This window comes from Arthrobacter sp. 92 (assembly GCF_050260325.1).
Taxonomy (GTDB): Bacteria; Actinomycetota; Actinomycetes; order Actinomycetales; family Micrococcaceae; genus Arthrobacter.
Genome location: NZ_CP189863.1, coordinates 4,500,978 through 4,512,644, shown reverse-complemented (window position 1 = coordinate 4,512,644; position 11,667 = coordinate 4,500,978). Strand labels below are relative to the sequence as shown.

General features: G+C 67.6%; 11 protein-coding genes. 6 read left to right on the top strand and 5 right to left on the bottom strand.

What is annotated here, in order from left to right; translation table 11 throughout:
* Nucleotides 1–13: 13 nt before the first annotated feature.
* The 6 genes from ACP4XC_RS21025 to ACP4XC_RS21000 all read left to right on the top strand — a co-directional run bounded on the left by ACP4XC_RS21025 (nt 14) and on the right by ACP4XC_RS21000 (nt 5,469).
* On the top strand, nt 14–277 hold the full coding sequence (locus ACP4XC_RS21025; protein WP_427172668.1) for a hypothetical protein: 264 nt from the start codon (nt 14–16) through the stop codon (nt 275–277).
* A gap of 1 nt (nt 278) precedes the next feature.
* Nucleotides 279–1,241 carry an FAD:protein FMN transferase gene (locus ACP4XC_RS21020; protein WP_427172667.1) on the top strand — a complete coding sequence of 321 codons (963 nt, stop codon included), beginning with the start codon at nt 279–281 and terminating at the stop codon, nt 1,239–1,241.
* Nucleotides 1,234–1,791, top strand: coding sequence for a ferric reductase-like transmembrane domain-containing protein (locus tag ACP4XC_RS21015; RefSeq protein WP_427172666.1), 558 nt, complete (start codon nt 1,234–1,236; stop codon nt 1,789–1,791). Before ACP4XC_RS21020 ends, ACP4XC_RS21015 begins: the two co-directional genes overlap by 8 nt.
* Nucleotides 1,788–3,041 (top strand): NADH-ubiquinone oxidoreductase-F iron-sulfur binding region domain-containing protein, encoded by a 1,254-nt coding sequence (locus ACP4XC_RS21010; RefSeq protein WP_427172665.1) that lies wholly within the window; start codon nt 1,788–1,790, stop codon nt 3,039–3,041. Before ACP4XC_RS21015 ends, ACP4XC_RS21010 begins: the two co-directional genes overlap by 4 nt.
* A complete protein-coding gene (locus ACP4XC_RS21005) occupies nt 3,038–3,283 on the top strand; it encodes a ferredoxin (protein ID WP_427172664.1) in 246 nt (81 codons plus the stop codon). The genes ACP4XC_RS21010 and ACP4XC_RS21005 overlap by 4 nt, the downstream gene beginning before the upstream one ends.
* A 287-nt stretch (nt 3,284–3,570) precedes the next feature.
* Nucleotides 3,571–5,469: a DEAD/DEAH box helicase gene (locus ACP4XC_RS21000; RefSeq protein ID WP_427172663.1), complete on the top strand. Its 1,899-nt coding sequence runs from the start codon at nt 3,571–3,573 to the stop codon at nt 5,467–5,469.
* A gap of 92 nt (nt 5,470–5,561) precedes the next feature.
* Here ACP4XC_RS21000 and ACP4XC_RS20995 read toward each other — a convergent pair whose 3' ends face one another.
* The 5 genes from ACP4XC_RS20995 to ACP4XC_RS20975 all read right to left on the bottom strand — a co-directional run bounded on the left by ACP4XC_RS20995 (nt 5,562) and on the right by ACP4XC_RS20975 (nt 11,576).
* Nucleotides 5,562–6,212, bottom strand: coding sequence for an MBL fold metallo-hydrolase (locus ACP4XC_RS20995; protein WP_427172662.1), 651 nt, complete (start codon nt 6,210–6,212; stop codon nt 5,562–5,564).
* A 21-nt stretch (nt 6,213–6,233) separates the two neighbouring features.
* Nucleotides 6,234–7,247 (bottom strand): aldo/keto reductase, encoded by a 1,014-nt coding sequence (locus tag ACP4XC_RS20990; protein WP_427172661.1) that lies wholly within the window; start codon nt 7,245–7,247, stop codon nt 6,234–6,236.
* Nucleotides 7,248–7,325: 78 nt separating this feature from the next.
* Nucleotides 7,326–9,527, bottom strand: coding sequence for a putative bifunctional diguanylate cyclase/phosphodiesterase (locus ACP4XC_RS20985; RefSeq protein ID WP_427172660.1), 2,202 nt, complete (start codon nt 9,525–9,527; stop codon nt 7,326–7,328).
* Nucleotides 9,528–9,700: 173 nt separating this feature from the next.
* Nucleotides 9,701–10,396 carry a nucleoside/nucleotide kinase family protein gene (locus tag ACP4XC_RS20980; protein ID WP_427172659.1) on the bottom strand — a complete coding sequence of 232 codons (696 nt, stop codon included), beginning with the start codon at nt 10,394–10,396 and terminating at the stop codon, nt 9,701–9,703.
* A gap of 58 nt (nt 10,397–10,454) precedes the next feature.
* Nucleotides 10,455–11,576, bottom strand: coding sequence for a LacI family DNA-binding transcriptional regulator (locus ACP4XC_RS20975; protein WP_427172658.1), 1,122 nt, complete (start codon nt 11,574–11,576; stop codon nt 10,455–10,457).
* Between the last annotated feature and the right edge of the window lie 91 nt (nt 11,577–11,667).

The window sequence follows — 11,667 nt, the reverse complement described above, 5'->3', positions numbered from 1 at the left end:
GGTGGAACAGGCCATGAACATTCGAAGTAACGGCAAACGGATGGCCGCCGGGATCACCACCGCGGTCACACTGGGCAGCCTTGCCACCGCGGGCGTGGCGTCCGCCGTCGTGTACGCCAATACAACGGCCGTCAAGTCCACGGGCACCACCACCTCCACCGATTCGAGCAACGGCGCCACGAACAACAGCACCCGGCCGGCGAAGAGCTACTCCAGGGTGAGCCCGGTCCAGCCCGGCAGCGGGGGTGCGGTCCACGGAAAATCCTCAGGATCCTGAGATGGAAGCCCACTCCTCCTGGACGGTCTGGGGCCTCGAGGCCGCCGTCACCGTCACCCGCCCCGACGCGATCGCCGAGGCTGTCCGGGTGGTCCGAGCGGTGGTGGCCGAGGTGGATGATGCCTGCAGCCGCTTCAGGACCGACTCGGAACTGGCACGGCTCCAACCACAGTTCGCTGGTGGCGCGGAAGCCAGCCCGCTGCTTGCCCTCCTGGTCCAGCGCGCCCTTGAGGCCGCCATCCTGACCGGGGGCGACGTCGACCCCACCTTGGGACGGGACCTGGACGCTTTGGGGTATGACCGGGACATCGTCAGCGTCCGCCTCTCCACAGATGGAGCTGCGCCCGTGGATCACGGGCCTGTCCGCACCCGGAGTGCCCGCAGGTCGGAGGGATGGCGGCGCGTGAGCGTCACGGAACAGACCATCACGGCGCCTGCCGACATCCGGCTGGACCTTGGAGCCACCGCAAAGGCGATCGCCGCGGACCGGGCCGCTGCCGGAGTCCATGCCGCGCTGGGGTGTGGCGTCCTGGTTTCCCTGGGCGGAGACCTCGCCACCGCCGGCCCGGCCCCCCGGGGCGGCTGGCAGGTCGTCGTCCAGGACCTTGAGGACGACCCGGCACAGCAGACCACCCTGGGACCGGGGTTCGCCATGGCCACCTCCAGTACGCAAAAGCGCCGCTGGCAGCACGGCGGGGCACAGGTCCACCACATTCTTGATCCCCGCTTCGGCCTGCCCGCGGAGCCGGTCTGGCGCTCCGTTACCGTGGCCGCCTCGACGTGCCTGGAAGCAAACGCCTACAGCACGGCCGCCGTGGTCCGGGGCTATGCCGCCGTGGACTGGTTCCGGCGCGAGGGCATCACCGGGCGCCTCGTCGACACGCATGGGCGCACTATTCACACCGGCGGATGGCCGGAGGCGGCGGAAGACCACGCGATCGCGGGAGGGCAAGCCGATGGATGAGGCTCTATGGGCCTTTGGCCGCGTGAGCGGGTTCATTTCACTGGCCCTGTTCACTGTTTCGGTGTTGCTGGGCATCGTGAACCGTTCGGGGCGCCCACTGCTGGTGCTGCCCCGGTTTTCGATCTCGCTGCTTCACCGCAATATCGCCCTGCTCGCCACCGTGTTCCTGGGCCTGCACGTGGGCTCACTGCTGCTGGACTCCTATGCCAAGCTCAACGTCATCGACGTCCTGGTTCCTTTCCTAGGCGCATACCAACCATTCTGGCAAGGGCTGGGAACCGTTGCGCTGGACCTCGTTGCCGCCGTCGTCGTCACGGGACTCCTGCGTCACAGGCTCGGCCAACGCACGTTCAAAGCTGTGCACTGGCTCACATACGCCATGTGGCCCATCGCCTTGGCGCATGCAATCGGCAATGGGACAGACGGAACCGGCAAATGGTTCCTGGTGTTGGCGGTCGGTTCCGTGGCGGCTGTTGGCGGGGCTGTCACCTGGCGCCTTTCCGCCGCTTTCCTCGAAACAGCTAAAGCCCGCGAAGGAGGCCTGCAATGACATTCAAGGAGACCGCCCTTCCCGAGTCCACCAGACGGCGCGCGCCGTTCGGCACGTTTCGGCTTTTCGCCGCCGGTAATAATGCCAGCCACGCGCGACATCTGGAGACGTACGGCCCCCTGGACATGGACAGGGTGGGCCCGGACCTGATCAGCGTGTTGGAAGCCTCGGGCCTGACCGGGCGCGGCGGCGCAGCCTTTGCATCGTGGCGCAAGATGGCCGCGACGGCGCAGTCCCGTCCCACCCGGATCCTTGCGCCGCGGCCGGTGGTCATCGGCAATGGCGCCGAGGGGGAACCGCTCAGCTTCAAGGACAGAACGCTGCTGGCCGAGGCCCCGCATCTGGTGATCGACGGGCTGCTGGCGGCCGCACGCGCCGTCGGCGGCTCGCAGCTATACCTCTACGCCGGGGCGGCAAGTTTTCCTGCCATGGAACGGGCCATCTCCGAGCGGCCGGCTGCCCGCGGAATCCGGTTGGTGGAAGCCTCGGAGCGGTTCATTGCCGGCGAGGCAAGCGCCGCCGTCAACGCGATCGCCACGGGCTCCGCGCTGCCATTCGACAAACGCCGCCGCCTGAGCGAATCCGGGCTCAAAGGCCGCCCCACGCTGGTGCTGAACGTGGAGACATTGGCGCACATCGCCCTGATTGCCCGCTACGGGGCGGCTTGGTTCCGGACCGCGGGATCCGCGGGAGATCCGGGCACCCGGCTGATTTCCGTCTCGGGCCCGGCGCCGGACCAGGTTCTGGAGGTGGCCGGAAACGCATCGCTGGGGGAGATTCTGTACAGCTCCCACATCGACGCGGCCAACGTAGCCGCCGTACTGGTCGGCGGCTATCATGGCCGCTGGGTGAAGCCGCTTGATTACAAGCTGTCCGTTTCCGGGCCGGCAAGCCACGTGGTCCGCCCGGGCGCCGGTGTGTTTCACATACTTCCCACCGGCTACTGCGGACTGGAAACCACGGCCCGGATCGTGGATTACCTGGCGGGGGAGTCCGCAAGGCAGTGCGGCCCCTGCATGTTCGGACTGCCCGCGATGTCGGGGATCCTGGGCCGGATTGCCTACCGTGAACGGGACCCCCGCCTGGTCAGGGAGCTGGAACGGCTGGGCAAACTGGTCGCGGGGCGGGGAGCCTGCCACCATCCGGATGGAACCATCCAACTGATCAGCAGCGCGCTGGACGTCTTCTCCGAGGACATCAAGGCGCATCTGGCCGGCAGTTGCACAACCCTTGACGGGAGGTCCGCATGAGCCGGACCCTGCACATCGACTGGACCAAGTGCGACGGCCGCGGCCTGTGCACGGAGCTGCTGCCGGGGCTGCTGGGGCGGGACGACTGGGGTTACCCCGTGGCCAGGCGCGGCAACCGCACGGATATTGCGATCGGCCGTGACGATGCGGAAGCCGCGGACGAGGCTGTACAGCTCTGCCCCAAGCTGGCCCTCCGGGTGGTGGACGGCACTGCCGGGTCGGGTGGGCGGTCCGCCGGATGATAGACTGGTGAAACTTGATGTGCAGTGATGCCCACTTTGGTCTTGATTGACCAGTTCCGGTTCATCAACCGGATCCCCCGAAGGACTCGTCCGGCAGGGAGTGGGTTTTTTTCATGTGAGAGGCACATCCTGCGTCGATGAACGCGTTCTATTTGGTCCCGGCCGCCGCCTTTGCACGTTTGGCAGCAGCCCGGTTGATCACCTGACTTTTCTTCGGCGAACCCTTGGGCCAACCGGCACCGGGGGCCGATATCCGTATGGATACCGCCTGAAAGACCTTGAAACACATGACTACTTTTGCTGCCCTCGGCACGCCCAAAGCACTTGCCGACACGCTGACCGCCCAGGGAATCGTTGAACCGTTCCCCATCCAGGTCAAGACCCTCCCCGACACCTTGGCCGGACGCGACGTCCTGGGCCGCGGCCGCACGGGCTCCGGCAAGACCATTGCCTTCGCCATCCCGCTTGTAGCACGTCTCGCTGAGCGGGAAGCCAAGCACTTCCGCAAGCCCGGCCGCCCCATGGGCCTGGTCCTCGCGCCGACCCGTGAGCTGGCCACCCAGATCAACGCGACCATCGAGCCGATGGCCAAGGCCATGGGCCTGAACACCACCGTGATCTACGGCGGCATCTCCCAGGCCCGCCAGGAAAAGGCGCTGCGCGCCGGCGTCGACATCGTTATCGCCTGCCCGGGCCGCCTGGAGGACCTGATCCGCCAGCGCATCCTGACCCTCGAGGGTGTCGAAATCACCGTCCTGGACGAGGCCGACCACATGGCCGACCTCGGCTTCCTGCCCGTGGTCAAGAAGCTCATGGACATGACGCCCAGCCAGGGCCAGCGCCTGCTGTTCTCGGCCACCCTGGACAACGGCGTGGACAAGATCGTCCAGCGCTACCTGTCCAACCCGCTGACCCACGCCGTGGATGAATCACAGGCCGCGGTGACCACCATGGAACACCACGTGCTCGTCGTCAACGACCAGACCGTGAAGAAGCAGCTGATCGTCGAGCTCGCCTCGGGTGCCGGCCGCCGGGTGCTCTTCCTGCGCACCAAGCACCACGCCCGCAAGCTTGCCAAGACCCTGACTGACGCCGGCATCCCCGCCGTCGACCTGCACGGCAATCTCTCGCAGAACGCCCGTGACCGCAACCTGGCCGAATTCTCCTCCGGCGAGGTCCGCGTCCTCGTGGCCACCGACGTCGCCGCCCGCGGTGTCCACGTGGACGACGTCGAACTGGTCATCCACGTTGACCCGCCCACAGAGCACAAGGCGTACCTGCACCGCTCAGGCCGTACCGCCCGCGCCGGTTCCGACGGCACCGTGGTCACGCTGACGCTTCCGGAGCAGCAGTCCGACGTCAAGAAGCTCATGAAGGCCGCCGGCGTCGAGGTCAACTTCGAGCGCGTCACCGCCAGCTCGCCCCTGGTGGCCCAACTCGTGGGCGAAATGGCCGACAAGATTGACCCGCGCACCCGCGCCGCGCTCCTGGCCGCCAAGGCCCGGCAGCAGGGCGGCGGCACCTCCACCGGTGCCAACGCCGAGCGCAAGCGCGCACGCCGCACAACGCAGGCCGCACCCACAGCCGGCGGCCGTGGCGGACGCGGCGGGCGTGGACGGGTCTCGGCTGAGGCTCCCCGCACCGACCTTGCCCGTGCCGATCGCCGCGCCGTGGCGTACGAGGGCCAGGCTGCGGCGCGCAACGCAGCAGAGCGCGTCATCGAGCGTAACGAGGACCGGATGGATGCCGAGCGCGCCGAACGCCGCAGCGTCCGCAGCCGCTCAACCTCGTATGGCGCCCACCGCAACGACGTCCCGGCCGCAGGCGGCCGCGCCGCGGCAGGCCGCGGCTCCGATGGCCGCGCCGCCGAAGGCCGCAGCGACGCCCGGGGCGCTTCGGCTCCCCGCAGCGGTGCACCCCGCAGCGGCGCTCCGCGCACGGGTGGCGCAACCGGCGGCCAGCGTGGCGGACGCCCGGCAACGGGCCAGCGTGCAGCTGCTGGTGCCAAGTCCGGCGCAAGCAAGACCGGCGCAAACGCCGCTGTCTGGTCCTCCAACACGGGCGGCACCTCCGGTGGATCCTACGCAGGTGGCGGCAACGGCCGCTCCAGCGAAGGCCGTCCGGCACGCACCGGCGGACCGCGGCGCGCGTCAGCTCCGGCGTCGAACGAACGCCGCAGCCGCTAAAGTAGCTGGCGATACGCAAAATGCCGGTCGCTGCGGGTATACCCGTAGCGACCGACATTTTGCGCAGCGCAAAGCACAAAGCGTGGCGAAAGCTACCAGCCCCGTGCTCGCCACTCGTCCAGATGGGGGCGCTCCGCACCCAGGGTGGTGGGCTTGCCGTGTCCCGGATGCACGATCGCGTCGTCCGGATAGACGTCGAACAGCCGTTCGCTCACATCCGTGATGAGCTGCTGGAACCGTGCGGGATCCTTTTGGGTGTTGCCCACCCCGCCCGGGAACAACGAGTCACCGGAAAAGATGTGGGCCGGGCCTTCGGGATCCTGGTACACCAAAGCGATTGAGCCCGGAGTATGCCCGCGAAGGTGAACTGCCGTCACGTCGAAGCCGTCGAAGTTGCCGACGTCCGCGTGATCCAGCAGCACATCGACCGGCACCGGCAGCTCGGGGGCGTCCTGCGTCCCCGCCGCCGTCTTCGCGCCGGTGGCTTCCACGAGCCCGGGCAACGCCCGGACATGGTCCCAATGCTGATGTGTGGTGGCGACCAGCGCCAGCTTCGGCGTCGCGGACGTATCCGCGGCAGCATCCGCGAGCAGCTCCTGGATGGCGGCCAGATCATCGGCCGCATCGATCAGGAGTTGCGCGCCGGATGCCTTGGCGGTGAGCAGGTACACGTTGTTGTCCATCTCGCTGACCGAAATCCGGCGGATGGTGATGTCACGTAAGGAGTGAATGAGCGAGTCCATGGGCGTCAGTCTACGGACTCGCTATTCACGGCCCTCGGACACCCAGTTGGGGTCCGCGGAGCGGGAGCCGACGACGGCGTCCGCGGCGGCGTCGAGCTTTTCCAGTTGCGCTGTGGTGAAGTTCAGCGACAGTGCCCCCAGGTTCTCATCGATGCGCTCCGCCTTGCGGGTGCCGGGGATGGGGACCACCGGCAGGTTTAGCCTCCGGCCCTGCGCCAGCAGCCACGCGAGGGCCACTTGGGCAGGAGTGGCGTGCTGCCCGGCGACGGACAGTTCGGCCGCGACTGCCTGGACGGCCGCAACCACGCCGCGGTTCGCGTCGGCGGCCTCCTCGGCGAAGCGGGGGATCTTTCGGCGGAAGTCGTCGCTGCCCAGCCGGGCGGCGTCCACGGTGCCGGTGAGGAATCCCCGGCCCAGCGGCGAGTAGGGCACAAAGCCCACCCCAAGCCCGGCCGCCGCGGGTACAACGTTGCGTTCCACATCGCGGCTCCAGATGGACCACTCGCTCTGGACGGCGGCGATCGGGTGAACGCCGCTGGCCTCCCGCAGCTCCTCCGCTGTCACCTCGGACAGTCCAAGGTGCCGCACCTTGCCTTGCTGCACAAGCTCTGCCATGGCCTCCACGGTTTCCACAATCGGAACGCGGAGGTCGCGGCGGTGCATGTAGTACAGGTCGATGGTGTCGGTGCCAAGGCGTTTCAGACTGGCTTCGACGGCCTGCTTGACGTAGGCCCGGTCACCCCGGATGTCGGTATACCCGGCGCTCGGGGTGCCCACCAGGCCAAACTTTGTGGCCAGCTGGACTTCGCCGCGGCGCTCCTTGAGCAGCTGCGCGATCAATTCCTCGTTGCTGCCGCCGCCGTAGATATCCGCGGTGTCGATGAAGCTAACGCCCGCGTCGACGGCATGGTGCAGGGTCCGGAGCGCCTCGGCCGGGTCCACCGCCCCGTATACAGGGGTCAGTGCCATGCCACCGAACCCCAGTGGGCTGACGCTCAATCCGTCGCCGAGCTGAACTGATGATGCAGATGCCAATGTGGGTCTCCTTCTCGCTGCTACCTGTTCCTGGAAATACCTTCCATGCCAGAACCCCGGCGCGAAGGCCAGTATTCCTCATGAATCGACGGGTTGCGCCCGCTCCGCCCGGCCAGGTTGAATGTGGGCTCCTGTGGCCAGCAGCGTCTCGATCGCCTCCGCGGAACCCGGGCGCGCCAGGAAGTAGCCTTGGCCCATCCGGCACTCCAAGGCGCGAAGAAGATCCAGCTGTCCGGGTTCCTCGACCCCTTCGGCGATCACTTCGAGGGAGAGCATGCGGGCGAGTCCCAGGATGCCCTCGAGCATCGCCGCCGATTGCGCCTCGGAGGCTTGCGGCCCGAGGAACGAGCGGTCGATCTTGAGGATGTCAGCAGGCAATACCGCCAGCGAGCTCAGCGATGAAAATCCCGTCCCGAAATCATCGATGGCCACCCGGACGCCAGTCTCTTTCAGGGTTTTGAGGGCGGCGATGCCGCCGTCCGTGCTACCCGCGAGTGCTGTTTCCGTGACTTCGAGCACCACTTTGTCCGCCTGTGCCGCGGGGTCGGCAAGGATGCGTTTGATGGCGGCCAGGTTCCGCGGGTTGGGTAGCTGGATGGTGGAGAGATTGACGGCAATCCAGAGGTCTGCGCACTGGGGCAGGGATTTCCGCCAGCTGGCAGCCTGGCGGGTCGCGGTGTCCAGCACCCAGCAGCCGACGGCGTCGATGTCGCCTGTCTCCTCGGCCAGCGGAATGAACTCCGACGGCGCCAGCAACCCCAGTGTGGGGTGCTCCCAACGAACCAGTGCTTCCATGCCGAGGATGCGCCCGCTGATCAAATCGGCAACCGGCTGGTATTCGAGGCGGAGCTGACCTGCGGGCACCGCGGTGGCCAAGTCCCTCTTGAGTGCGGCGCGGTACGTCATGTGGTCATAGCCCTCGGCGTCAAAGAGCTGGAATCGGGCCTTTCCTCCGTGCTTGGCCAGGTACATGGCGAAGTCGGCCTGCCGCAGCAGCTCGGCAGCGTCCGCGGTTTCCGGGCGGCGCTGCGCCGCACCCATGCTGGCCGTGACGGTCAGGCGGTCGTCGCCGACGAAGAAGGGTGCGCGCAGCGCCTCGTGGATCCGTTCGGCGATTCCGGCGGTGACGGAGCCGGCGTCGTCGTCCATCACAACGATCGCGAACTCGTCCCCGCCGAGGCGGGCCACCAGATCGTCGGAGCGAACGCAGCCTTTGAGGCGCGTGGCCAGCTGGATGAGCAGGGCATCTCCCAGCGCGTGCCCCAGTGAGTCGTTGACCTCCTTGAAGTCATCGATGTCGATGAACAGCAGTCCCTCGTTCCGGTTCCTGCGGGTGCTTCCCGCCCCAAAAGAGGCCGTGAGGTGTTCCATCAGCGCCGCGCGGTTGGCCAAGCCGGTGAGGGGGTCATGGGTCGCCCGGTGCGTGAGCGCCTCGTGGCTGTTGTGGACAGCGGCGGCCATGCCGTTGAACGCCTCGGCCAGCTCGCCCAGTTCGTCCCGCCTGAACACCTCGATGCGGTGGTTATAGTTCCCGCCCTGCAGCTTTCGAACGCCTTGGTGCAGGCTCCCCACCGGACGCATGAGGTCCTTTACCATTCTGCGGCGGAAGTACAACGTGGCGCCCAGCGCCACCACGAACAGGGCGCTGCGCCCGATGGCCAGGAGCCGTTCGAGGTCGGCGCTGTGCGCGAGTCCGTTGTCCATTTCCGCCAGGGAGAAGCGCCGTACGTCAGCCAACTGCTTGCGAATCCCCGCGCCGGAGGCGGCAAAGGCGGGTGTCTCGTCCATATGGTTGCCTTGGAGCGATTGCACTTGGGCGCCCCAAAGACCATGTTCCGTCAAAGCTTCCTGCCAGGATTGCCGGGCGGCGATAATCGGGGCCAGCGTCTCCGTCCTTCCGGGCAGGCCAGAGATGGCATCCTCGAACAGGCGGGAGACCGCTTCCTGTTGCCGGACAAAAGCGGAGCGGTCCACGGGTGCGTTGGAGAGCAGCTGGTGCCCCAGCTGCTCGTGGTCATCGAGAGCTGACCCCAGGAGCTCCACTCGTTGGAGTTCGAGCCGGAGTCGGGTTGAGGTTTCCTGCACTTGGTCCATCAGGCCGTGCACCCCCACGATCGTGACCACAGCGCCGATCAGTAGCGCGGCGAGCATCAGCAGGAACGCCCTGGACCATTCGCGCTGTAGGCTCCACGAACGGCCGGACCCCGCAAGGCCGTTCCCGGGGTCCGCCGGCGGCGTGGCGGCCGGTCCTGAAGCATTGTCCGGCGCTTTCGCATCCATGCTGTTGTCCTCTGCGTCCAGGAGCCACGGGGGACCCAGCCACCGGCTGAGACCCCAATGATGGGCCGGTGATCCTAGGAGCAGGCTAACAGGGCCGCAGGGCCTTGACCGTTTGCCACCGAAAAGAGTCTGGCTGACCCTCAATTCCCCACATGATGAAGGACCGGGAAAATCTAGGACCAGGGAATGACGCGGTCCGCGGCGGGGCGGGTGGATTCGATCACGCGCGCGTTGGCCTCATCGGAGCCCGCGGCCCATTCCTCTGCCGCCGGCCGCTCCATGCCAAAGAGCATGTGCCGGTCCACCAGCCGCTTCAGGCGGAGGTCCGGGGGAGTGTCCATGAACCAGACCTCGTCCAGTTGCGCCCGGACCCGCCGCCACTCAGGGTGGTCCGCCAGGAGGTAGTTCCCTTCGGTGATCACCAGGGAAATCGAGGCCGGTACCGCGATTGAGGCCGCCACTGGCTCGTCGATCTGACGGCGGAAATCCGGCGCATAAACCACAGGCTCGTCCCGCCGCACCAGCCGCTGCAAAAGAGAGAGGTACCCGCCGACGTCGAAAGTATCGATTGCACCCTTCCGCAGCCGCAACGGAGTGCCGTCGATGATGGAGCTGCCCAGGTGGAACCCGTCCATGGGCACCACCACGGTCTCGGCGGAGCCGATGAGGTCCCGCAACGCGGCGGCGAAGGTCGACTTGCCGGACCCCGGTGAACCCGCGATACCCAGAAGTAACCGCCGCCCGGACACCAGGCGGGCGCGCAGGTTGGCCACGGCTGCCGTCACGTCCGGACGCAGGAGTGCCTCCGGACGCAGGGGCGGGGCGCCGTCCAGTCCCGGGAGGGAGTTGGGAGCCGGGGAAGTTGCCATGGCCAACAGCCTAGTCCGGGACCTGGAGGCCACCGGTTCAAGGACCCCGACAAAGTGCTTAGCCGCTGCCCGGTGCCGCCAGTGGAAGCGGAATCCGTTCCACCACGTGCGGCGTGAGGAGAATCTGTTTTTCCGGAGGGACATCGACCCCGGCGGCGCTGTCCAGCGCGGGGAGATCGTTCGGAGCGGAGGCGCCGTCGCACGCCACCTCATGCGTCAACACCCGAATGAGGTGGCGTGCGGCATCCTCCACCGGCTGTGCAACACTCGAGAGTCCCAGCGCCGCCGCCACCGGAGTGTCGTCAAAACCAACAATGGCTGCGTGGCTGGTCGGCCCGGGGCTCCGCCCCTGGAGCAGGGTCGCAGGGGTGAGCTCGCGGAGGGTTTCCAGGGCTCCGAGCGCCAGCGAATCACTGGAGCACACCATCGCCGTGGCGCCCCTCAAGCCCAGCAGGGCCGCTCCGGCTGCTCCGCCGGCAACCGTGTCCTCGGCCTCCAGCCGGAGGGCGGACACATGCGTGCCCAAGCCCGCTTCCCGCATTGCCCTCTCCCAACCAGAAGCGCGGTCTGCCCCAACCGGGCTGTGCGCGGACCAGCCCAGGAACCCGATCTTCGAATGCCCCTGCGCCAACAGCATCTTCACCGCCGAATCCGTTCCCGCGGCACCGTCCACGTCCACCCAGGGATGGTCGACGGAGGAGACGTGACCGTCACCGTCCCAGGGCCGGCCGAAAACGGCAAAGGGCGTGCCGCGCTCCTGCAGCCAGCGGGTCCGCGGATCGTTGGGCGTGCTGGAGGTGAGGATGAAACCGTCCAGCCCTGCGACGTCGAGAAGCTGCTGGTACTGGCGGATTTCGTCGCCGTCCGAGTCGGCGCAGAACAGCGTGAGCCGGTAGCCGGCCCGCTGGGCTGCTTCCGTGAGTGCGTGCAGGAAGCGGTCCAGGATGGCGCCGTTAATTCCGTTCGACGAAGGAAGAAGCCGTAGCCCCAGGTTCATGGAGCGCCGGGTTCGCAACTGTCGGGCGGCTGCATTGGGCCGGTAGCCCGCGGACGCAATGGCGGCCTGAACGCGCCTCCGGGTTGCGGGTTTGACCCTGTGCGGCGCATTGAGCACGTTGGAGACCGTTTGCCTCGACACGGCGAGTTCCTTGGCGAGGCTGGCGAGGGTGGGCCGGGGCAAGCGGGGCTCCTTAGCGTTTCGGGGCCGGGGCAGGCAGTCTTGGGCATCCCGGGCGGCCGCCAAGAGAGCCGGCCTTTCGCTTCCCACAGTA

Coding starts and splice junctions, on each gene's coding strand:
- ACP4XC_RS21025 (WP_427172668.1), top strand. CDS start 14: ATGAACATTCGAAGTAACGGCAAACGGATGGCCGCCGGGATCACCACC.
- ACP4XC_RS21020 (WP_427172667.1), top strand. CDS start 279: ATGGAAGCCCACTCCTCCTGGACGGTCTGGGGCCTCGAGGCCGCCGTC.
- ACP4XC_RS21015 (WP_427172666.1), top strand. CDS start 1,234: ATGGATGAGGCTCTATGGGCCTTTGGCCGCGTGAGCGGGTTCATTTCA.
- ACP4XC_RS21010 (WP_427172665.1), top strand. CDS start 1,788: ATGACATTCAAGGAGACCGCCCTTCCCGAGTCCACCAGACGGCGCGCG.
- ACP4XC_RS21005 (WP_427172664.1), top strand. CDS start 3,038: ATGAGCCGGACCCTGCACATCGACTGGACCAAGTGCGACGGCCGCGGC.
- ACP4XC_RS21000 (WP_427172663.1), top strand. CDS start 3,571: ATGACTACTTTTGCTGCCCTCGGCACGCCCAAAGCACTTGCCGACACG.
- ACP4XC_RS20995 (WP_427172662.1), bottom strand. CDS start 6,212: ATGGACTCGCTCATTCACTCCTTACGTGACATCACCATCCGCCGGATT.
- ACP4XC_RS20985 (WP_427172660.1), bottom strand. CDS start 9,527: ATGGATGCGAAAGCGCCGGACAATGCTTCAGGACCGGCCGCCACGCCG.
- ACP4XC_RS20980 (WP_427172659.1), bottom strand. CDS start 10,396: ATGGCAACTTCCCCGGCTCCCAACTCCCTCCCGGGACTGGACGGCGCC.